The sequence below is a fragment of the Aureimonas phyllosphaerae genome, from assembly GCF_047943035.1.
GTDB classification, from domain to species: domain Bacteria; phylum Pseudomonadota; class Alphaproteobacteria; order Rhizobiales; family Rhizobiaceae; genus Aureimonas; species Aureimonas phyllosphaerae.
This window is the reverse complement of sequence record NZ_CP181348.1, coordinates 1,868,461-1,887,858: the sequence shown is the minus strand read 5'-3', so window position 1 is coordinate 1,887,858 and position 19,398 is coordinate 1,868,461. Positions and strand designations below refer to the sequence as shown.

Annotated in this window: 23 protein-coding genes; 7 read left to right on the top strand and 16 right to left on the bottom strand. The window is 69.3% G+C overall.

Annotated features, from left to right (window positions below):
• Positions 1-80: 80 nt before the first annotated feature.
• The 4 genes from puuE to ACLNGM_RS08795 all read left to right on the top strand — a co-directional run bounded on the left by puuE (position 81) and on the right by ACLNGM_RS08795 (position 5,494).
• The gene (gene puuE, locus ACLNGM_RS08810) at positions 81-1,520 is read left to right on the top strand and encodes an allantoinase PuuE (protein ID WP_416358010.1); all 1,440 of its coding nucleotides are present in this window, start codon (positions 81-83) and stop codon (positions 1,518-1,520) included.
• Positions 1,517-2,014 carry an ureidoglycolate lyase gene (locus ACLNGM_RS08805; RefSeq protein WP_416358009.1) on the top strand — a complete coding sequence of 166 codons (498 nt, stop codon included), beginning with the start codon at positions 1,517-1,519 and terminating at the stop codon, positions 2,012-2,014. The genes puuE and ACLNGM_RS08805 overlap by 4 nt, the downstream gene beginning before the upstream one ends.
• Positions 2,015-2,124: 110 nt before the next feature.
• Complete coding sequence (locus ACLNGM_RS08800) at positions 2,125-4,731, top strand: membrane-bound PQQ-dependent dehydrogenase, glucose/quinate/shikimate family (RefSeq protein ID WP_416358008.1); 2,607 nt, start codon at positions 2,125-2,127, stop codon at positions 4,729-4,731.
• A gap of 4 nt (positions 4,732-4,735) precedes the next feature.
• Positions 4,736-5,494 (top strand): class I SAM-dependent methyltransferase, encoded by a 759-nt coding sequence (locus ACLNGM_RS08795; RefSeq protein ID WP_416358007.1) that lies wholly within the window; start codon positions 4,736-4,738, stop codon positions 5,492-5,494.
• 6 nt (positions 5,495-5,500) lie between these two features.
• Here the strand turns inward: ACLNGM_RS08795 and ACLNGM_RS08790 are convergent, their stop codons facing one another.
• The 7 genes from ACLNGM_RS08790 to ureC are packed head-to-tail and all read right to left on the bottom strand — an operon-like array spanning position 5,501 to position 11,162.
• Positions 5,501-6,838, bottom strand: a complete 1,338-nt coding sequence (locus tag ACLNGM_RS08790; protein WP_416358006.1) for an 8-oxoguanine deaminase — start codon at positions 6,836-6,838, stop codon at positions 5,501-5,503.
• 3 nt (positions 6,839-6,841) lie between these two features.
• Positions 6,842-7,501 (bottom strand): urease accessory protein UreG, encoded by a 660-nt coding sequence (gene ureG, locus ACLNGM_RS08785; RefSeq protein WP_416358005.1) that lies wholly within the window; start codon positions 7,499-7,501, stop codon positions 6,842-6,844.
• Positions 7,498-8,169: an urease accessory protein UreF gene (locus ACLNGM_RS08780; RefSeq protein ID WP_416358004.1), complete on the bottom strand. Its 672-nt coding sequence runs from the start codon at positions 8,167-8,169 to the stop codon at positions 7,498-7,500. Before ACLNGM_RS08780 ends, ureG begins: the two co-directional genes overlap by 4 nt.
• A complete protein-coding gene (locus ACLNGM_RS08775) occupies positions 8,162-8,629 on the bottom strand; it encodes an urease accessory protein UreE (protein ID WP_416358003.1) in 468 nt (155 codons plus the stop codon). The genes ACLNGM_RS08780 and ACLNGM_RS08775 overlap by 8 nt, the downstream gene beginning before the upstream one ends.
• Positions 8,626-8,985, bottom strand: a complete 360-nt coding sequence (locus ACLNGM_RS08770) for an MliC family protein (protein ID WP_416358002.1) — start codon at positions 8,983-8,985, stop codon at positions 8,626-8,628. The genes ACLNGM_RS08775 and ACLNGM_RS08770 overlap by 4 nt, the downstream gene beginning before the upstream one ends.
• Positions 8,982-9,440, bottom strand: a complete 459-nt coding sequence (locus ACLNGM_RS08765; protein WP_416358001.1) for a DUF29 domain-containing protein — start codon at positions 9,438-9,440, stop codon at positions 8,982-8,984. Before ACLNGM_RS08765 ends, ACLNGM_RS08770 begins: the two co-directional genes overlap by 4 nt.
• Before the next feature lie 9 nt (positions 9,441-9,449).
• Positions 9,450-11,162 carry an urease subunit alpha gene (gene ureC / locus ACLNGM_RS08760; protein ID WP_416358000.1) on the bottom strand — a complete coding sequence of 571 codons (1,713 nt, stop codon included), beginning with the start codon at positions 11,160-11,162 and terminating at the stop codon, positions 9,450-9,452.
• A 133-nt stretch (positions 11,163-11,295) separates the two neighbouring features.
• Between ureC and ACLNGM_RS08755 the strand changes: the two genes are divergently transcribed.
• Both ACLNGM_RS08755 and ACLNGM_RS08750 read left to right on the top strand, forming a co-directional pair.
• A complete protein-coding gene (locus ACLNGM_RS08755) occupies positions 11,296-11,712 on the top strand; it encodes a hypothetical protein (RefSeq protein ID WP_416357999.1) in 417 nt (138 codons plus the stop codon).
• A gap of 127 nt (positions 11,713-11,839) precedes the next feature.
• Positions 11,840-12,349 (top strand): hypothetical protein, encoded by a 510-nt coding sequence (locus ACLNGM_RS08750; RefSeq protein WP_090962995.1) that lies wholly within the window; start codon positions 11,840-11,842, stop codon positions 12,347-12,349.
• Between the two features lie 15 nt (positions 12,350-12,364).
• Here ACLNGM_RS08750 and ACLNGM_RS08745 read toward each other — a convergent pair whose 3' ends face one another.
• Entirely contained in the window at positions 12,365-12,676 is a 312-nt protein-coding gene (locus tag ACLNGM_RS08745; protein WP_416358417.1) for an urease subunit beta, read from the bottom strand.
• 219 nt (positions 12,677-12,895) lie between these two features.
• On the opposite strand from ACLNGM_RS08745, the gene ACLNGM_RS08740 reads away from it, so the two are divergent.
• Positions 12,896-13,141, top strand: coding sequence for a hypothetical protein (locus ACLNGM_RS08740; protein WP_416357998.1), 246 nt, complete (start codon positions 12,896-12,898; stop codon positions 13,139-13,141).
• On the opposite strand, the gene ACLNGM_RS08735 is transcribed toward ACLNGM_RS08740, so the two are convergent.
• The 8 genes from ACLNGM_RS08735 to pncB all read right to left on the bottom strand — a co-directional run bounded on the left by ACLNGM_RS08735 (position 13,116) and on the right by pncB (position 19,365).
• Positions 13,116-13,418 (bottom strand): urease subunit gamma, encoded by a 303-nt coding sequence (locus tag ACLNGM_RS08735; RefSeq protein WP_055886529.1) that lies wholly within the window; start codon positions 13,416-13,418, stop codon positions 13,116-13,118. The two genes, ACLNGM_RS08740 and ACLNGM_RS08735, sit on opposite strands and share 26 nt — an antisense overlap.
• Before the next feature lie 28 nt (positions 13,419-13,446).
• Positions 13,447-14,313: an urease accessory protein UreD gene (locus tag ACLNGM_RS08730; RefSeq protein ID WP_416357997.1), complete on the bottom strand. Its 867-nt coding sequence runs from the start codon at positions 14,311-14,313 to the stop codon at positions 13,447-13,449.
• Complete coding sequence (locus ACLNGM_RS08725; RefSeq protein WP_055886532.1) at positions 14,310-14,954, bottom strand: amino acid kinase; 645 nt, start codon at positions 14,952-14,954, stop codon at positions 14,310-14,312. Before ACLNGM_RS08725 ends, ACLNGM_RS08730 begins: the two co-directional genes overlap by 4 nt.
• A 127-nt stretch (positions 14,955-15,081) precedes the next feature.
• Positions 15,082-15,945, bottom strand: a complete 864-nt coding sequence (locus ACLNGM_RS08720) for a dihydroneopterin aldolase (protein WP_416357996.1) — start codon at positions 15,943-15,945, stop codon at positions 15,082-15,084.
• 3 nt (positions 15,946-15,948) lie between these two features.
• Complete coding sequence (locus ACLNGM_RS08715; RefSeq protein ID WP_055886538.1) at positions 15,949-16,197, bottom strand: Lrp/AsnC ligand binding domain-containing protein; 249 nt, start codon at positions 16,195-16,197, stop codon at positions 15,949-15,951.
• A gap of 23 nt (positions 16,198-16,220) precedes the next feature.
• Positions 16,221-17,066: an alpha/beta hydrolase gene (locus ACLNGM_RS08710; protein ID WP_416357995.1), complete on the bottom strand. Its 846-nt coding sequence runs from the start codon at positions 17,064-17,066 to the stop codon at positions 16,221-16,223.
• A 34-nt stretch (positions 17,067-17,100) separates the two neighbouring features.
• Positions 17,101-17,928 carry a ferredoxin--NADP reductase gene (locus ACLNGM_RS08705; RefSeq protein ID WP_416357994.1) on the bottom strand — a complete coding sequence of 276 codons (828 nt, stop codon included), beginning with the start codon at positions 17,926-17,928 and terminating at the stop codon, positions 17,101-17,103.
• Positions 17,929-18,060: 132 nt separating this feature from the next.
• Positions 18,061-19,365, bottom strand: a complete 1,305-nt coding sequence (gene pncB / locus ACLNGM_RS08700) for a nicotinate phosphoribosyltransferase (protein ID WP_416357993.1) — start codon at positions 19,363-19,365, stop codon at positions 18,061-18,063.
• Positions 19,366-19,398: the final 33 nt, after the last annotated feature.

Here is a 19,398-nt window from a genome sequence, read left to right as displayed (position 1 = left end):
GTGCCGCCGCCGCCTTGGCAAGCGCGCCGGCAAGCGCGTATCCAGAGCTTGCGCTTAGCGTCACGATCGAGGGCCGCCCGATGACCAGTTCCTACCCCCGCGACCTCCGCGGCTACGGCCGCAACGCTCCGGATCCGCAATGGCCGAACCCCAACGGCAGCGGCGCGGCGAAGATCTGCGTCCAGTTCGTGGTGAATTACGAGGAGGGCGGCGAGAATGCCGTGATCCACGGCGACAAGGCGTCCGAGGCGTTCCTGTCGGAGATCGTGGGCGCCGCGCCCTGGCCCGGCCAGCGCCACATGAACATGGAATCGATCTACGAGTACGGCGCGCGCGCCGGCTTCTGGCGTCTCTGGCGCCTGTTCACCGAGCGGCAGATGCCCGTCACCGTCTATGGCGTCGCCACCGCCCTGGAGCGCAGCCCCGAACAGGTGGCGGCGATGCGCGAGGCCGGCTGGGAAATCGCCTCGCACGGGCTGAAATGGATCGACTACCGCGACCACGCGGCGGATGCCGAACGCGCCGACATGGACGAGGCGCTGGCGCTGCACGAGGCGGTGACGGGCGAGCCGCCGCTCGGCTGGTACACCGGCCGCTCCTCCGAGCACACGCTGGAACTCGCCGCAGAGCGCGACTTTCTCTACGTCTCCGACGCCTATGCCGACGACCTGCCCTACTGGCAGGAAACGCGCACCAAGCCGATCCTCGTCCTCCCCTACACACTCGACACCAACGACATGCGTTTCGCCACGCCGCAGGGCTTTAACACGGGCGAGCAGTTCTACATCTACCTCAAGGACGCGTTCGACGCGCTCTATGCCGAGGGCGAGGCGGGCGCGGCCAAGATGCTGAACGTCGGCCTCCACTGCCGCCTCGTCGGCCGTCCCGGCCGGTCGGCGGCGCTCGCACGCTTCCTCGACTATGTCCGATCGAAGCCCGACGTCTGGGTCGCCACGCGCGCCGACATCGCCCGCCATTGGCGCGCCCGGTTCCCCTATCGCGAGACGATCAGTCCGCACCGGCTGGAGCGGGCCGTGTTCCTCGAAATGTTCGGCGGCATCTACGAGCATTCGCGCTTCATCGCCGAGCGTGCCCTCGACCGCGGCCTCGGGCCCGCCAACGACACCGCGGAGGGACTGGCCGCAGCGTTGGCCGTCCAGTTCCGGCGCGCCAGCCGGGAGGAGCGGCTCGGCGTCCTGCGCGCCCATCCCGATCTCGCCGGCCGCCTCGCGCTCGCCGGCGACCTTACGGCCGATTCCTTGACTGAGCAGGCGTCCGCCGGCCTCGACCGCCTGACGCCCGACGAACTCGCCCGCTTCACCGACCTCAACGCGCGCTATCAGGCGCGCTTCGGCTTTCCCTTCATCATCGCGGTGCGCGGCCGCTCGAAGGAGGACATCCTCGCCGCCTTCGAGAGCCGCGTCTCGAACGACGCGGAAACCGAGTTCCACACGGCCTCGGCCGAAGTCGAGCGGATCGCCCGGCTGCGCCTCGACGCGATCCTCGGTGGCGGCGCATGAGCCTTCGCACCCTCAAGGCCATGCCGCTGACGGCGGAAGCCTTCCGTGCGTTCGGCGAGGTGATCGAGCCCGACAACTGCACCGAGATCCGGCTCATCAACAACGGCACCACGACGCGCTTCCACGACATCGCGCCGGTGGACGTGTCGTCCGGCGGGGGGCACGCGCTGATCTCGATCTTCCGCGGCAAGCCGTTCGACCTTCCCTTCCGTGTGGAGATGCTGGAGCGGCACCCGCTCGGCAGCCAGGCCTTCATGCCGCTGGAGGGCCGCCCGTACCTCGTGGTCGTCGCGCCCGATGCGGATGGGCGGCCCGGCGAGCCCGTCGCCTTCATCGCGAGCGGTGCGCAAGGGGTTTCCTATGCGCGCGGCACCTGGCACCACCCGCTGGTCGCGCTGGGCGAACGGTCCGACTTCCTCGTCGTCGATCGCGGCGGCTCGGGCGTCAACCTGGCCGAGTACGTGCTGGACGCGCCGGTTCTCGTGGACGGCTGAACCACCCCTCGCGCTTGACGCGGCGCAATGTCGCGACATGTCCGCGTTGGTCCGGCAGGGTTCACGGCTTCGCGAGGGAGCCGTGTCGCGTCCGGGCGAAAGGATGCCCAATGCCGCAGCGACCCACGCCCGCCTTTCTTCGCGTCATGACCTGGGTGATCGGACTGTGCGGCATCGCCCTGCTTCTCGGCGGCGGCTGGCTCGTCGCCATCGGTGGCTCGGCCTACTACGTCGTCGCTTCGTTGTTCTTCCTCGGCACCGCCTATCTCCTCCACCGCGCCCGCCCGGAGGCGCTCGGCGTCTTCGCGGTTCTTGTGATCGGCACCCTGATCTGGGCGCTCTACGAGGTCGGCTTCGACTGGTGGCCGTTGGCCGCACGCGGCGACGTCGTCTTCGTGCTCGGCGCGCTTCTGCTCCTTCCCTGGATCACCCGGCCCCTTTCGCGGCGGAGCGTCGCCGATGCGCTGGACGGGCGCGACCGCAGCGTCACGCCGCTGAAGGGGCACGGCGCCTTCCTCACCGCCTCGCTGCTCGTGGCCGTCGCGGTCGCCGCCACCTCATGGTTCACCGACCTTCACGCCAAGGAGGGTGAGCTCCCCGGCACCCGTCTCGGGGCGGCGGACAACGGCATTCCGGAGGGAGAATGGCTCGCCTATGGCCGCAGCCAGATGGGTCAGCGATACTCGCCGCTCGCTGACATCACGCCCGCCAACGTCGCCTCGCTCAAGGTCGCCTGGCAGTTCGAGACCGGCGACGAGCCGCAGCCGGGCGACCCCGAGGAGACGACCTTCCAGGTCACGCCGCTCAAGATCGGCGAGCGCCTCTATCTCTGCACCCCGCATCAGAACGTCATCGCGCTCGACGCGACGACCGGCGCCGAGGTCTGGCGATACGATCCGGTGATTCAGGGCGAACTCGCGCTCCAGCATCTCACCTGCCGCGGCCTGTCCTATCAGAGCGCCGCAGCCGCCGCGGCCGCGGGCACACAGAGCGGCGCGACGACGACGCCGGCCACGCCGGCCACCACGGGCGCGCCGGAAGGCACCGCCACCGGGCTCTCAGCGGAGGGCGGCCTGACGGCGCCTCAGGAGACCGCAGAGACGCCCGCCAACACCGGCGGCGCCCCGGTCGACCAGACCGGCGGCAACACGGACCCCGGCCTGCCGGTCGCCGTCGCCAACGCGCGCACCACAACCTGCGACGACAAGCTCTTCATGCCGACCGCGGACGGGCGGATCGTGATCCTCGATCCCGAGACCGGCGCGGTCTGCCGCAACGCCGGGGGCGGCGACGGCCAGATCGACCTCTGGGACCGCATGCCCAACGTCAATCCGGGCTCCTACTACTCGACGTCGCCGGTGATCGTCGCCGGCAACAGCGTGATCGTCGGCGGCACGGTGCTCGACAACGTGTCGACGGCCGAGGCCTCGGGCGTCATCCGCGCCTTCGACATAACGACGGGCAACCTCCTGTGGAACTGGGACTCGGGCCGTCCGAACGACACCCAGCCGATCGCGGAAGGGCAGACCTACACGCCCAATAGCCCGAACTCGTGGTCGATAATGAGCGCCGACGAGAACCTCGGTCTCGTCTACGTGCCGCTCGGCAACCAGCCACCAGATCAGTGGGGCGCCAACCGATCGCCGGAAGTCGAGGAGTACTCGTCCTCGATCGTCGCGCTCGACATCCGCACCGGCCAGCCGCGCTGGCACTTCCAGACCGTTCATCACGACCTGTGGGACTACGACGTGCCGGCGCAGCCGAGCCTTGTCGACCTGCCGATCGGCGGCGAGATCGTGCCCGCGTTGGTCCAGCCGACGAAGCAGGGCGAAATCTTCGTACTCGACCGCCGCACCGGCGAGCCGGTGATGCCCGTGGTCGAGAAGCCGGCACCGGGCGGCGCCGTCGCGCCCGACCGGACGGCACCGACTCAGCCGAAATCCGCGATCTCCTTCGACCCGCCGCCTTTGCGCGAGCGCGACATGTGGGGCGCGACGATGTTCGACCAGCTCGCCTGCCGCATCGCCTTCCATGGGTTGAACTACGGCGGCCGTTTCACGCCGCCCTCGCTCGACGGTTCGCTGATCTATCCCGGCAATTTCGGCGTCTTCAACTGGGGCTCGGTGGCGGTGGACCCGGCTCGCGGTGTCATGTTCGCGACCCCAACCTATCTCGCCTTCACCTCGCGTCTCGTGCCACGCCCTGACAACCGGACGCTGGTGGTCAATCAGAGCCAGCCGCAGGGCGCGCTGCCGGCGCTTAACGAGAACTTCGGCGCCCCTTATGCGATCGAGCTCGGCCCCTTCACCTCGGCGCTCGGTCTCCCCTGCCAGCAGCCACCCTGGGGCTATGTCGCAGGCGTCGATCTCACCACCGGCGAGACGGCCTGGATGCACAAGAACGGCACGACGCGCGACGCGTCACCGGTTCCCCTGCCCTTCCGCATGGGCGTGCCGAATCTCGGCGGGCCGATGATGACGGCAGGCGGCGTCGCCTTCCTGTCGGGCACCATCGACTACTACGTGCGCGGCTACAACGTGACCACCGGCGAAGAGCTGTGGAAGGCCCGCCTTCCGGCCGGCGGTCAAGCCACGCCGATGACCTATCGCGGCGCCGACGGGCGGCAGTACCTGCTGGTCGTCGCCGGCGGCCACGGCTCGCTCGGCACCAAGCGCGGCGACTCGGTGATCGCCTACGCCCTGCCGCAGGGCGGCTAAGACCTTGGAGATCCACCACGCCGCGCGCGAGGGCTTCGGAAGCAGCGCGGACGCCTATGCGCGCGGCCGTCCTGATTATCCGGAAGAGCTCCAGGAATGGCTCGCCGGGATCGTCGGGACAGAGAGGCGTGTCGCCGAGATCGGGGCGGGAACCGGCAAGTTCACGCGCCGTCTTCTCGACACGGGCGCGGCGGTCGTGGCCGTCGAGCCGGTGGAGGCGATGCGCCGGCAGCTCAAGGCGCAGTATCCCGACGTGCCGGTCGTCGATGCCGTGGCCGCCGATCTTCCCTTCGACGACGCCTCGCTCGACGCCGTGTGCTGCGCGCAGTCGTTTCACTGGTTCGCGACGGCCGAGACGCTGTGCGAGTTCGGGCGCGTCCTGAAACCGGGCGGCTCGCTCCTCCTGGTCTGGAACACGCGCGACGACACGGTCCCCTGGGTCCGCGCGCTCGGGGAGATCGTCAACGCTCATGCCGGCGACGCGCCGCGTTTCGCCTCCGGCGCCTGGCGGGCGCCGTTTCCGGCGAAGGGGTTCGGCCCCTTACAGGAAACGCGGTTCCCCCATGCCCACGCCGGGCCGGTCGAAGAGGTGGTGATCGACCGATTCCTGTCGGTCAGCTACATCGCCGCGCTGCCGGCGCCCGAGCGCGAGCGCGTGGCGGAGCGCCTGCGCGCGGCGGTCGCCGCGGTGCCGAACCTTGCGGGCCAAGACAAGATCGCCGTGCCCTACGTCACCAGCGCCTTCCGCTGCCGCCGGCTCTGATCCGCCTCAGGCGAAGCGGCGCGCGGCAGCTCCATGCTCGTGCCGCAGCCGGGCAAGGTCGACGCCGAGCGGCTGCCCGTCCACGACGCGCCAGCGGCCGGCGACCATCACCCGGTTGGCCTGCGTCGCACCGCAGAGGACGAGCGCCGCGATTGGGTCGTGGGCGCCGGAAAAGCGCAACTCGTCCAGCGTGAAGAGCGCGAGATCGGCCTGCAGACCGACCGCGATGCGACCGATGTCGGTGCGTCCGAGGCAGGCCGCCGAGCCCTCCGTTCCCCAGCGGATGGCGTCCCGCGCGGTGACGGCGGACGCCGAGTTGCGCGACAGGCGGTTGACCATGAGCGCGTGGCGCACCGCCTCCATCATGTTGGAGCTGTCGTTCGAGGCCGAGCCGTCGACGCCGAGACCAATGGGGCTGCCGGCGGCTTCGAGCTCGGCCGTCGGGCAGAAGCCGGAGGCGAGCACGGCGTTCGAGGTCGGGCAATGGCAGACGCCGACCCGGTGCGTCCCGAGACGCCGGCACTCCTCGCTGGTGAAATGGATGCCGTGCGCGAGCCAGGTGCGGTTCCCGAGCCAGCCGACCTCCTCCAAATAGTCCACCGGCCGGCATCGGAACCGCTCCAGGCAGAAGCGGTTCTCGTCCTCCGTCTCGCCGAGATGGGTATGGAGGCGAGCGCCATGGCGTTCCGCGAGGACCGCGCTCTTTTCCATCAGGCTCTTGGTGACGGAAAAGGGCGAGCAGGGCGCCAGCGCCACCTGCACCATCGCTCCCTCGCCCGGCTCGTGCAGGGTGGACAGAAGACGCTCGGAGTCGGCGAGGATCTCGTCCTCGTCCTGCACGACGGAATCCGGGGGTAGGCCGCCGTCCTTCTGGCTGAGGTTCATCGAGCCACGGGTCAGCGTCACGCGGATGCCGAGGCTCCGCGCCTCTTCCGCCTCGACGTCGATCGCGTCGCCGAGCCCCTGCGGGAAGAGGTAGTGGTGATCGGCCGCCGTGGTGCAGCCCGACAGGAGAAGTTCGGTCAGCGCAAGGCGCACCGACAGGCGGAAACTCTCCGGATCGAGCCGCGCCCAGATCGGGTAGAGCGCCTGCAGCCAGGGAAACAGCTCCTTGTCGACCGCCTGCGGATGGGCGCGCGTCAGCGTCTGGTAGAAGTGGTGGTGCGTGTTGACGAGACCCGGCAGGACGACGTGCGCGGAGGCGTCGAACGTATCGTCCACGGACGCCGAGGGCTGGCCGCCGGCGGGCACGAGTTCGGCGATCCGCCCGTCCTCCACGACGAGGCCGCCCTCGGCGCCCGAGGCGAGGATGGCGAGCGGCGTCTTCAGGAACAGGCGCGCCACGGGTCAGGCCGCCCTGGCGCGGGCGGGAAGTCCTCCGGTGGCGGCGAGGAAGTCCAGAATGTCGTCCAGCCCGACCCTCCGCGACAGGTCGGCGAAGATGGTCGGCAGCCCCTTGCGCCCGCGCGTCGCGTCCGTCTCCATCCGCTGGAGGTCGGCCCCGACGTAAGGGGCAAGGTCCGTCTTGTTGACGACGAGGAGGTCGGACCGCGTGATCGCCGGCCCGCCCTTGCGGGGGATATCGTCACCCTGGCAGACCGAGATGACGTAGATCGAGAGGTCCACGAGATCGGGGGAGAAGGTCGCGGCGAGGTTGTCGCCGCCCGATTCCACCAGAACGAGGTCGAGGTCGGGATGGCGGGCCCGCAGGTCGGCGATGGCGCGCAGGTTGAGCGAGGCGTCCTCGCGGATCGCCGTGTGCGGGCAGCCGCCGGTCTCGACGCCGATGATCCGGTCCGCCGGCAGCGCCTGCCGCCGTACCAGCGCCTCGGCGTCCTCCACCGTGTAGATGTCGTTGGTGACGACGCCGATCGACCAGTGGTCGCGGGCGGCAAGGCAGATCTTCTCGCACAGCGTCGTCTTGCCCGAGCCCACGGGACCGCCGATGCCGACCCGCAGGGGACCGTTGCGACGCAGCGAGGTGACGGCCTTCTCGATCGTGGTCATGTGCGGAACAGCCTCGTTTCCAGAGTTTCGTGACGCATCGCCTGGATTTCGGACAGGATCGCAGCCGAGCCGAGATCGTCGAGCGTGGATGCTGCCGCGCGGCGTGCGACGGCTTCCAGCACGGGTTCCAACCGGCGCAGGATCGCGACGGCCTCGCGCTGGCCGAGCGGCACGAGCCGGACGCAGACGCTGAGGAGATTGGCGGCAAAGGCATGGGCGAAGGCGGCGCAGACGGCGGCGAGCGGCAGCCCCTCGCGGCACGCCAGTGCACCGACCGCTATCGGGTAGGTCGCAGCGATGCTGGCTCCGTCGCCCCACGGCACAGAGGCGTCCGCGAAGGCGCTTCCGAGATCCATCGCCTCGCGCCGCCGCTCGGCCGATCCGGACATCGCAAGCCCGAGTTCGGCGACCTCGACAAGCTCGCTGGCATCCGCCCGGTAGGCCGCCGCCAGCAGCACGACGTCGTTCCAGCCGCTTCCATGCTGGAGAAGCGTCGCGATCCACGCTTCGCAGTCCGTGCCCCTCCGAAGGAGGCCGTCCGCGATCGCGGCCTCCAGACCATGCGAATAGCCGAAGGCGCCGATCGGAAAAGCGGGCGACAGCCAGGCCTGGAGCTTCAAGAGCCCGTCCAGCCCGGTTCGCTCGTCCGACGACACTCCGTCAGTCATGGCCGTGACGGTGGCCCCCATGTTGGTGGCCGCCGGCATAGGCTCCGCCCAGGGGATCGAAGGCTGCCTCGACCTCGTGGACATGGGCGCCGAGCCCTTTCAACATGTCCGCCACGACATGGTCGCGCCGCAGGAGGATGCGCCCGTCGCGGATCTGGCAGGGCAGATGCCGGTTGCCGATCTGCCAGACGATCTGCAGGAGATGGTCGGCGTCGCGTCCCTCTACGGACAGGAGCGGCTCGGGCTTCGCCTTCACCTCGACGAGACGCCCGTCGGACAGGGCGATCGCGTCGCCCTCGACCAGGAGGCGCGCTTCCGGCAGATCGAGCAGGAAGGCGATGCCGCCATCCGACACCATCGCCATCCGCCGGCGATGGCGCTGCGCCTCGTCGAGCGTGATCGTGTCGTCGGCCGGCCCTTGCCACTGCCCGCGTTCCCGGATCTCTCCCGCCTCGATCAACCGCGTGACCCTTTCCTGGATTGTTGGCATTCGGCGATCGGCGCGTCGCCCTTTGTGACGTCGAGGAGGCTGGCTTCGCTGCCCTTCGACCACCAGACCTGCGCGCCGGCCGCGTATTTCGCGCCGGACGCGGCAATGACACCGACGAAGAGCCGCCGGCTCGGGCCCGCCTCGACCAGCGCGAGGTCGTTGTCGGGCAGGTTGACGTATTCGACCACGCGGGCCACGCCGTCGGAGCACTCGTAGGTGAAGCGCATGCGCTCCGGCGTTCCCGGCAGGTCGAGCGTCAAGGGATCGGCATGCGCGCCGGCAGCGGACGCCAAAAGCGCCGCAAACGCTTTGGAGAGGTTCTTCATTCGCCGTCCGGGTAGAAGGCGGGATCGAGGATGTCGTCGAGCGTGAAAGGACAGTCGACCGGGAAGATGGTGTCGGGCAGATCGGTTTCGGCCGCAGCGAGTGTCCGGGCCAGCGCATATTCATCGCCGAGAACTTCGGCCGGGTAGGCCTTCAGGCTCGGGCTCTTGGCGATTCGGCGTTGCAGGCGGTTGCGCTGCTCGACGATCGAGCCCTTCCAACTGCCGGATCGGCGATCAGGCTGGTAACGCCATTTCAGGAGATGAACCAGCAGGACGTTCATCCGGCTTTCGATCTCGTTCCGCTGCGAGTCACCCAAACTTTCCAGTTCCTCAGCCGCGTTGTCCCAGTCGATCGAGTTGTGCGCCCGCGCGCGCAGCTTCGCCGCCTGGTCCTGGGTCCAGGCGTAGAAGTCGCGCTCGTAGAGCGGCAGGTCGGCGGGCTGCGGCTTGGCCATGCGGGAAGCCTAGAACAGGAAGTACCGCTGCGCCATCGGCAGCACCTTGGCGGGCTCGCAGGTGAGGAGCTCGCCGTCGGCGCGCACCTCGTAGGTCTCCGGGTTCACCTCGATGTGCGGCGTCGCGTCGTTGAGGATCATCGAGGCCTTCGAGATGCCCGACCGTGTGTTCTCGACCGCAAGGAACGTCTTCTCGCAGCCGAGCTTCTCGCGCAAGTTCTCGGCCATCGCGGCGCCGGAGACGAAGGTCACGCCGCTCGCGCCCACCGCCTTGCCGAAGGCGCCGAACATCGGGCGGTAGTGCATGGGCTGCGGCGTCGGGATCGAGGCATTGGGGTCGCCCATCGGAGCGGCGGCGATCGTGCCGCCGAGCAGCACCATCGCCGGCTTCACACCGAAGAAGGCCGGGTCCCAGATCACGAGGTCGGCGCGCTTGCCGACCTCGACGGAGCCGATCTCGCGCGAGAGGCCGTGGGCGATCGCCGGATTGATCGTGTATTTCGCGACATAGCGCCGGGCGCGCAGGTTGTCGTTGTCGCCGGTCTCGCCCGTCAGGGCGCCGCGCTGCTTCTTCATCTTGTCGGCGGTCTGCCAGGTGCGGATCACCACCTCGCCGACGCGGCCCATGGCCTGCGAATCCGACGAGACGATCGAGAAGGCACCGATGTCGTGGAGGATGTCTTCGGCCGCGATCGTCTCCTTGCGGATGCGCGACTCGGCAAAGGCGATGTCCTCGGGGATCGAGGCGTCGAGGTGATGGCACACCATGAGCATGTCAAGATGCTCTTCCAGGGTGTTCACCGTGTAGGGACGCGTCGGGTTGGTCGAGCCCGGCAGGACGTTGGGCAGGCCGCAGACCTTGATGATGTCGGGCGCGTGGCCCCCGCCCGCCCCTTCCGTGTGGAAGGCATGGATCGTGCGCCCCTTGAAGGCGTCCACCGTGTTCTCGACGAAACCCGATTCGTTGAGCGTGTCGGTGTGGATCATCACCTGCACGTCGTAGTCGTCGGCGACCGACAGGCAGCAGTCGATCGCGGCCGGCGTCGTGCCCCAGTCCTCGTGGAGCTTGAGGGCCGCCGCGCCCGCCTTGACCATCTCGACCAGCGCCTGCGGCTGCGAGGCGTTGCCCTTGCCCGACAGCGCGAAGTTCATCGGGAAGGCGTCGAGCGACTGGAGCATGCGCGCGAGGTGCCAGGGGCCCGGCGTGCAGGTGGTCGCGAGCGTGCCGTGGGCCGGCCCGGTGCCGCCACCGATCATCGTGGTCACGCCCGAGTAGAGCGCCTCGTCGATCTGCTGCGGGCAGATGAAGTGGATGTGGCTGTCGATGCCGCCGGCGGTGACGATCTTGCCCTCGCCCGCGATCGCCTCGGTGCCGGGCCCGACGACGATGGTGACGCCCGGCTGCGTGTCCGGGTTGCCGGCCTTGCCGATGGCCGCGATGCGCCCGCCGCGCAGGCCGATATCGGCCTTGTAGATGCCGGAATGGTCGAGGATCAGCGCGTTGGTGATGACGGTGTCGACCGCGCCCTCGGCTCGGCTTCGCTGCGACTGGCCCATGCCGTCGCGGATCACCTTGCCGCCGCCGAACTTGACCTCCTCGCCGTAGGTGGTCAGATCCTTCTCCACCTCGATCAGGAGATCGGTGTCGGCCAGCCTGACGCGGTCGCCGGTCGTCGGCCCATACATGGCGGCATAGGCGGGGCGGGAGATCGAAGTGGACACGGCTCCTCCGGCGTCGGGCGTTTGCACCGCAAAAGACTTAAGCGCCCGGAGCCGCCTTGTCTTCCTCCTGTGGCTTTGGCCTTGAGCTTTTTTCCTACCTCGCGCGTTGCACCTTTTGAACACGAGACCTCACATGATCGTCCGATCACTTCTCGCCCTCGCTGCCGCCGCGCCGCTCGCCGTCCCGGCCGCTGCTCAGCCCTTCGATCCCGGCCCGCAGGGCTCCGTCGTCGGCCAGTCGATGTCGGGCGCCCCGATCGGCGGCTATCGCGCGCCCTCCCGCCCCCTCTCCATCCCGAACGCGCCGGTGTTCGGCGACACGGTGGAGGAGCGGACCTACGGGCGCGACTACGACAATTCCTATCTCCGCCCGCGCGTCGTGCGGCCCGACGCCGACGGAACCTCGACGCGCTTGCGCGCAGCGGAAGGGCGCTCGACGATCGGTCCGGACACGGCGGGCGACTTCGCGCGCTCTGACGGTTCGGTGATCGACAACAGCGGCGTGACGCGGCCGATCTCGCCGCCGCGCCGCGCCCGGATCGTGCGCTAGCGGGGCGGATGCAACTTAAACAAGCGCTCAGACTTTCGCCTGTAGAACGGATACGATGTCCGTCCCTGTTTTCGGGCTGCGCGCGACCGATTCGGCGCGAGCGCCCCAACCTCGAAAGGCCCGTCCCATGCGCCGCGCTTCGTCGTCGCTTCTCGGTCTTGCCACCCTCGCCGCCGTGTCGATCGCGGTCCCGGCCGGCGCACAGTCGCTCGGCGGTGCGTCGAACTCGGTCGGGTCGTCGGGAACCGGCGGCTCCAGCGTCGGCAGCAGCGGCGGCACGACGGGTACGGGCCTGACGCCGAGCCTTGGCGGCGCGAGCAACCCGATCGGCTCGTCCGGCGGCGTCGGCTCCAGCGCGACCTCGACGCAGCAGCGCGCGACGGCAGGTTCCACCACGCTCAACCCGATCAACGCGGATGCGGCCGCGCGCACCGGCAATGTCGGCGCGGCGTCGACCATCGGCAGCGACGGAACGCTCGGCTCCAGCGGCTCGAACGGCACGGGATACGGCCAGGCCGGCGCCGGTCCGGCCTCGCTCTACAACATCCCGCGCCCGCGCGTGAACGTCGATCTCGGCGCCATTCGCTCGGCGCTGCGCATGGGCCCGAACGCGACCCCGGATTCGCGCGGCAACTGAGCGACCGGAAGGCGGTCAGCCGTCCAAGGCGCCGCCGACCCGACCGTTGAAGCCATGGACCTGCCGGTCGCCCGAGAGGGCGATCAGGCGCACGTCGCGCGACTGTCCGGGCTCGAACCGCACGGCGGTGCCGGCGGCGATGTCGAGGCGCATCCCGCGCGCGGCGGCGCGATCGAAGTCGAGCGCCGGGTTGGTCTCGGCGAAATGATAGTGCGACCCGACCTGAATCGGGCGATCGCCGGTGTTGGCGACCTTCAGGCTCAGCGCCTCGCGCCCCTCGTTGAGAACGATCTCGCCCTCGCGCGTCAAGGTTTCGCCTGGGATCATCGTCGTCGCCTGCTTGCCGGTCGCCTCGTGTCCCGCGATCATGGCGTCGCGGGCTGGCCCTGTCAAAGCCGAGGGTCCGAAGAGACCGCTCTAGCGGGCCCGATCGAGCGACACCGGATCGAAACCTCGCGCTGCTAGTTTTCGATGAGACAAGCCGGTCAGCGGCGGCGGGCAAGCGCCGAGCGACGATAGAACCGGCGGCACAGGGAATGAGCGACCATGAAACGCAAGCTGACGGGCGCGTTCGCGCTGGCGGCGGCCATCCTGGGAACGGCGGGCACGGCGATCCCCGCAGGCGCGCCGGAACCCTTCCAGGTCCGCACCGTGACGATGAATGGGGCGAGCGGCCCGGCCTACTACTCGCATGCGACGCGAAGCTACCGCTTCATCGTCACCACGCCGCACGACGAGGTCGTCGCGATGGTACCTGGCGCGGCCGTCAGCGAATCGGCTCGTGCACAGTGACGAGCTTGGTGCCGTCCGGGAACGTGGCCTCGACCTGGATGTCGTGGATCATCTCGGCGATGCCCTCCATCACCTGATCGCGGGTGACGACATGGGCGCCCGCCTCCATCAGGTCGGCCACCGAGCGCCCGTCGCGCGCGCCCTCGACCACAAAATCGGTGATCAGGGCGATGGCCTCCGGGTGATTGAGCTTCACGCCCCGCTCGAGGCGCTTGCGCGCCACGATCGCCGCCATGGCCACCAGGAGTTTGTCCTTCTCGCGCGGGGTCAGGTTCATCAGGCTCGATTCCGATCGGTCGCAGGATTCACATCGACCATACTAGCGGCAGCGGGGCATGCGCCAGACGGCCAATCAGCGGCATGAGGCGTTTTCTCAAGGCGTAGCCATCCGCCGCCACGACACGCACCACGAGAAGACCATCGACGAGGCTCGCGCCTTCGGTCGGGCCCAGCCCGGCGCGCACGCCCGCCAGCAGCCCGGCGGCGTCCGGCCCCTGCCAGACCAGCGTCGAGAAGGCACGGGCGCCGTTGAGCGTCGCGCCCTCCCGCCCGAGCGCCGCGATGTCGCCGCCAAGACGCAGGTCCTCGGCCAGAACCAGCCGCCCGTTGCGGCGGACACGCCAGCGATCGGCGATGAGGCCGTCGGCGACCGTCTCCCCCATCGCCGCGCGACCGAGGATCACGCTTTCCAGAAGCAGGAACCGGCTGTCGGCGGCGGCATCGAGCGTGAGGCGGCGCGACAGGCGCCCGCCCTCGAAGAGGATCGTCTCCTGCGGCAGGTAGGCGAGCGACGCGCCCGCCCCGAGCCGCATCGACAGGTCGACGTCGGCCGTGCCGCCGGTGGAGCGGTAGACGCGCTCGCAAGCTTGCGTGGTGACGGTCAGCGCCCCGCGCGGCTCGACCTCGAAGCCGAGCGTCAGCCGGTCGCCGCCGGTGAGACCGCCCGACGTGTTGATGACGACGGCCTGGCATTCGTCGTCCGCCAGACGCGGAAAGCGCAGCTTGAGGCAGCCGGCCTGATGGAGGCGGCGGATGGCGGTGCGGGTGCCGGGCCCTCGCGGGACCGGCCCGACGCTCGCGCGCGCGTCGCCCCGAGCACGCTGGAGGCGCGGCGGCGTGGCGGCGGGAAACGGCGTGTCCGAACCGGCGGGCGCGTCGTCGAGGAGCGTCACTGCGCGGCTTCGACGAAGCCGTTCTGCTTCTCGTGCGTCACCTCGCGACCGGGCACGGCCCCCTCCGCCAGCCGCCGGCCGGCAATGGCCAGATCGGACGGTCCGGCGACGAAGACGCGCGTGGCCGGATGGAGAAGGCTGGCAAAACCCGTATCGACGACGCCGGCAGCCGACACGGCCTCGATCGTCGAGCCGGCCGGCAGGTCGATCTGCTTGATGAGGCAGAGCGAGGCGCCCTCGAACTGGCCGGCGAGCCAGGCGGCGAGACTGTCCGACGTGGTGCTCCAAGTGTGCTCGATCTCGTCGGCGCGGATCACGAGCTTGGCCGGCATCCAGACGGGGATCAGGCCCTCGCCGTGCGCGGCGGCGATCGCGTCCAGCGTCGCGGCCGGGCGAAGGCGCGTACCGAGACTCGCCAACGCGTGGCCGAACTGCTCCATGCCGAGGATCGCCATGCGATGGGCCGCGTCGTCGTCGTAGCCGATGCGGGTCTGGTACTGGCGCACGAGCTTGGCGAACGGGCCGCCGCCCGGCACGACCACGAGGCGGCGCTTGGACTTCTCGATCGCCTCGACCCACTTGCGCAGGTCCGTCGACGCGATCGAGCTTCCGCCGAACTTGACGACGAGGACGTCCTTCATTTTAGGCAACTCCCGACTCAACCGATATACGCACGCGGCGATCCTGCCCCGCGCCGTATTTTGAACAAGTTTCCTGCGGGTTGGAAGGTTCCTTCTCACGCACGCGTGAGCCCGAGGCAAGCTCGCTCTAACCGATCGCCCGACGTCGGATCTCGATGCCGACCGCTTCCGGCCCGAGGTCGAGCTTTTCCACACGCACCATCACCTCGGCGACGCGGAGATCCGTCAGAAGCTCGACCGCGAGTTCCTCGGCCAACGTCTCCACGAGGTCGGTGTGCCCGCGCTCGCACAACCGTCGCGCGGCGTCCATGACGATGTCGTAGGAATAGACGTCGCCCATCGCCCTCAGCACGCCCGCGACCGAACGCCGGACGGCCGCCTCGACGCTGAAGCGGATGCGCTGGTTGCGTTCGCGCTCGAAGCCGTAGGCCCCGACCCGCGCCTGCAGGATGAAGTTGGTGACGCGGATGAGATCGGTCGGCGCATCGGCGAGCGGCGCTTCGGCCGTGCGCAGCATCCGGCCGGCCTGAGCCAGCGCCGCCTCGTCGAAGCCCTCGACCACCAGGACGTCCGGCGACAGGGCCATCAGCCGCGGAATGTCGGGCAATTCGAGCGCGCCGGCCAGCCAGCATTCGGCGCCCGCCGCGCGGCACGCCGCGATATGATTGGCGATAGTCTCGGCGGAGAAGGCGCGCAGGATCGGCCGGCCGGGATCGAGAAGGACGATGCCGCCCGCGTCGCCCCGCAGCGCGGCGGGATCGGCCGGCGTCTCGACGCTGCGCACCCGACGCGGCTCGGACGGGAGGGACTCGTCGGCAGCGATCGCATACAGCGTCTGCTCGCCGTCGCCCTTCAATCGGTCGGGCACGCCGAGGCCGGAGCGATCGCGGCGCGTCGGGGCGAGCACGTAGTCGGCCCCGGCCTCGAGGGCCCGTCGCGCCTCGTCCGGCGAGGAGACCAGCGCGGCCAGGCGGCAGGACTTATGCGCCATCGGTCAGGCGCGTCCGAACGCCTTGAAGGCCACCGTCGTGAACGTGTCGGACACGCCGTCGAGCACCTGCAGGCGCTCGGTGACGAAATGCCCGATATCGCGCCCGGCCTCGAGATAGAACTTGGCGATGAGGTCGTACTGACCCGACGTCGAATAGACCTCGGAAATCTCCTCCACCGTTTCGACGAGGGCCGAGGCGACGGCATAGGCCTTGCCCGGGCGGCACTTGAACTGAACGAAGATGGCTTGCATGGGGGACCTCCGGCCTTCGCCTATCAGAGCAGCGCGCCGCCCGTCAAAAGCCGCGACAGCCGGCCGGAGGCCTGCCCGAGGCTCTCGACGACGTCGAAGTGATGGGTGCCGGGCAGTTCGGTCGCGGTGATGCGCGCGCCGAGCCCTGCCCAGGCCGAGGCGAGCGCGTCCGTCTGGCGTCGCAGCTCGGGAAGCTCGTCCGCGCCGACCACGGCCTCGATCCGGCAGTCGACGACGGGCTCGAGCAGCGCCGGGCTTTCGGCCTGCGCCTCGCGCTCGTCGATGCGCAGGACGTCGTTCATCCGCGTGCGCCGGATGGGGCGCAGATCCGACAGGCCGCTGATCGGCACAACCAGATCGATGCGGGACATGACGGGAGCAGGCAGCGGCGAATCGCTCGCGATCTGGCGCGCCACGAGGTGACCGCCGGCGGAATGGCCGACGAGGCGGATCGGGCCCGCCACGAGACCCGCAGCAAAGACGATGGCTCGCGCCACGTCCTCGCCGATCTCGGCGACGCGCGCTTCGGGCGCCAGGCGATAGCTCGGGACGGCGACCGCGAACCCGTTGTCGCGCGCGCCCCTTGCCAGATGCGACCAGACCGACTTGTCGAGCGCCTTCCAGTAGCCGCCGTGGACATAGACGACGAGGCCGGCCGGCGTATCGCGGTCGGGCCGGAAGAGGTCGAGGCGATGGCGCTCGTGCGGACCGTAGGGAATGTCGAACTCGGCAAAGCCCCGCGCACCCGCCGCTTCGCGATAGGCGGCAGCAAGGCGCGGAAGCTCGGCGATGATCGCGGCGGAGCCCGGCACCGCCGCCGAATTGTCGTAGGCGGCGTCGAAGTCGGCGACGGGCGTCCAGGCGGTCATCGGGGCTCTCCGGCGGGAAACGAGCCCCGTTCTATCAGTCGACGAAGGCGCGCTCCACGACATAGGTGCCCGGATTGGCGTTGGAACCCTCGACGAGGCCGAAGCGCTCGCACATCGCGGCCGTATCCTTCAGCATCGCCATCGAGCCGCAGATCATCGCGCGGTCCTCGGCCGGATCGATCGGCGGCACGCCGAGATCGGTGAAGAGCTTGCCGGTCTCCATCAGCGTCGTGATGCGCTCGCCCTTGTGCTCGCCCTCGCGAGTGGCCGAGCCGTGGTAGAGGAGCTTGCCCTGGCTGATCTCGGCCAGCATCTCGTCGGTCCGCAGCGCATCGACGAGTTCTTCGCCGTAGTGCAGTTCGGCCAGCGTGCGTGTCGTATGCGTCAGAATGATCTGGTCGAACTTCTCGTAGGTCTCCGGGTCGCGGATCGTGCCGGCGAAGGGCGCGATGCCGGTGCCCGTCGAGAAGAGATAGAGCCGCTTGCCCGGCAGGAGCGCGTCGAGCACCAGCGTGCCCGTCGGCTTCTTGCGCATCAGGACCGTGTCGCCCGGCTGGATTTTCTGCAGGTGCTCGGTAAGCGGTCCGTTCGGCACCTTGATTGAGAAGAACTCGAGTTCCTCGTCCCAGGAAGGGCTCGCGATCGAATAGGCGCGAAACACCGGCTTCTCGGCGTTGGGCAGGCCGATCATCGCGAACTCGCCGGTGCGGAAGCGGAAGCTCGCGGGCCGCGTCATCCGGAACTTGAACAGCGAGTCGGTGTAGTGCTTCACCTCGGTCACCGTCTCGGCGAAGACGTTGGCGGGGATCGGGAAGCTCGGCGCGCCGGAAGCCTGGGCCGCGGTCTCGGCGGTGGCGGTCATGATCGAACCTTCGGGCAAGAGATCGTGTGTCGGCCCCGGAGATAGAGCCGGATGCGGTGCAGCAAAAGCCCCGCTGAGGTCATCACTCACCCGTTTGCACGAAGACGGCGCGGGCTTGAAGGGACGATATTCTCAAACCACGACCTCGCGCGGAATTTTCGCCGCCGTACCGAACACCCGGCGATAGCGCTCGATGTCCTCCGGCCGGCCTGTCGCCTTGGCGGGATTGTCGGAGAGCTTGACCGCCGGGCGGCCGTTCGCCTCCATCACCTTGCAGACCAGCGAGATCGGGTGGAGGCCGAAGTTCTCCTCCGGCGCGACGCCGCGAAAATCGTTGGTGAGATTGGTGCCCCAACCGAAGCTCATGCGCACGCGCCCGTCGAAGTGGCGGTAGGTCTCCTCGATCGTGTCGATGTCCATCCCGTCGGAGAAGACGAGAAGCTTCTCGCGCGGGTCGATGCCCTTGGAGCGCCACCACGCCATGATCGCCTCGCCGCCCTCGATCGGCGGCGCGGAATCGGGGCGGAAACCCGTCCAGTTGCCGACCCAGTCGGGCGCGCGCTCGAGGAACGAGGCCGTGCCGAAGGCGTCGGGCAGCACCACGAGGAGGTTGCCGCCGTACCATCTCTGCCATTCCTCGAGCACCCGGTAGGGCGCCTCGCGAAGTTCCGCTTCCGTGTCGGCGAGCGCGGCGGCGACCATCGGCAATTCGTGCGCGTTGGTGCCGATGGCTTCCAGATCGGCCTCCATCGCGAGGAGCACGTTGGACGAGCCGATGAAGCGGGGGCCGAGCTTTTCCTTCAGCGCCTCGACGCACCAGCGCTGCCACAGGAACGAATGGCGGCGGCGCGTGCCGAAGTCGGAGATGCGGATCGCCGGCAGCTTGTCGAGCCGCTCGACCTTCTCCCACATCTTGGCCTTGGCGCGGGCGTAGAGAACGTCGAGCTCGAAACGGCGGTAGGTCTTCATCGCCGCGCGCGAGCGCAGCTCGTTGATGATGGCGAGCGCCGGGATCTCCCACATCATCGTGTCGGTCCAGCGGCCGAAGAACATCAGCTCGTACTGGCCGTCGCGCTTGGACAATTCGTAAGGCGGAAGCTGGAAGTCCTTCAGCCATTCGAGGAAGGCGGGGCGGAAGATCTGGCGCTCGCCATAGAACGTGTTGCCGGCCAGCCAGATCATCTCGCGCTTGGAGAAGCGGACCGAGCGCGCGTGGTCGAGCTGGGCGCGCAACTCGCCCTCGTCGATCTCGTCGGCGACGCGTACGGTCTTGGTGCGGTTGATCAGGCGGAAGGTGACGTCGGTGTCGCCGTGCAGCCCCCACACCATCTGCAGCATCAGGAGCTTGTAGAAGTCCGTGTCGAGCAGCGAGCGGACGATGGGGTCGAGCTTGAACGTGTGGTTCCAGACCCGGGTGGCGATGTCGATGGCGACCATGATTCGTCCTGGCGTCCGCTGGCGCTCGTGGGG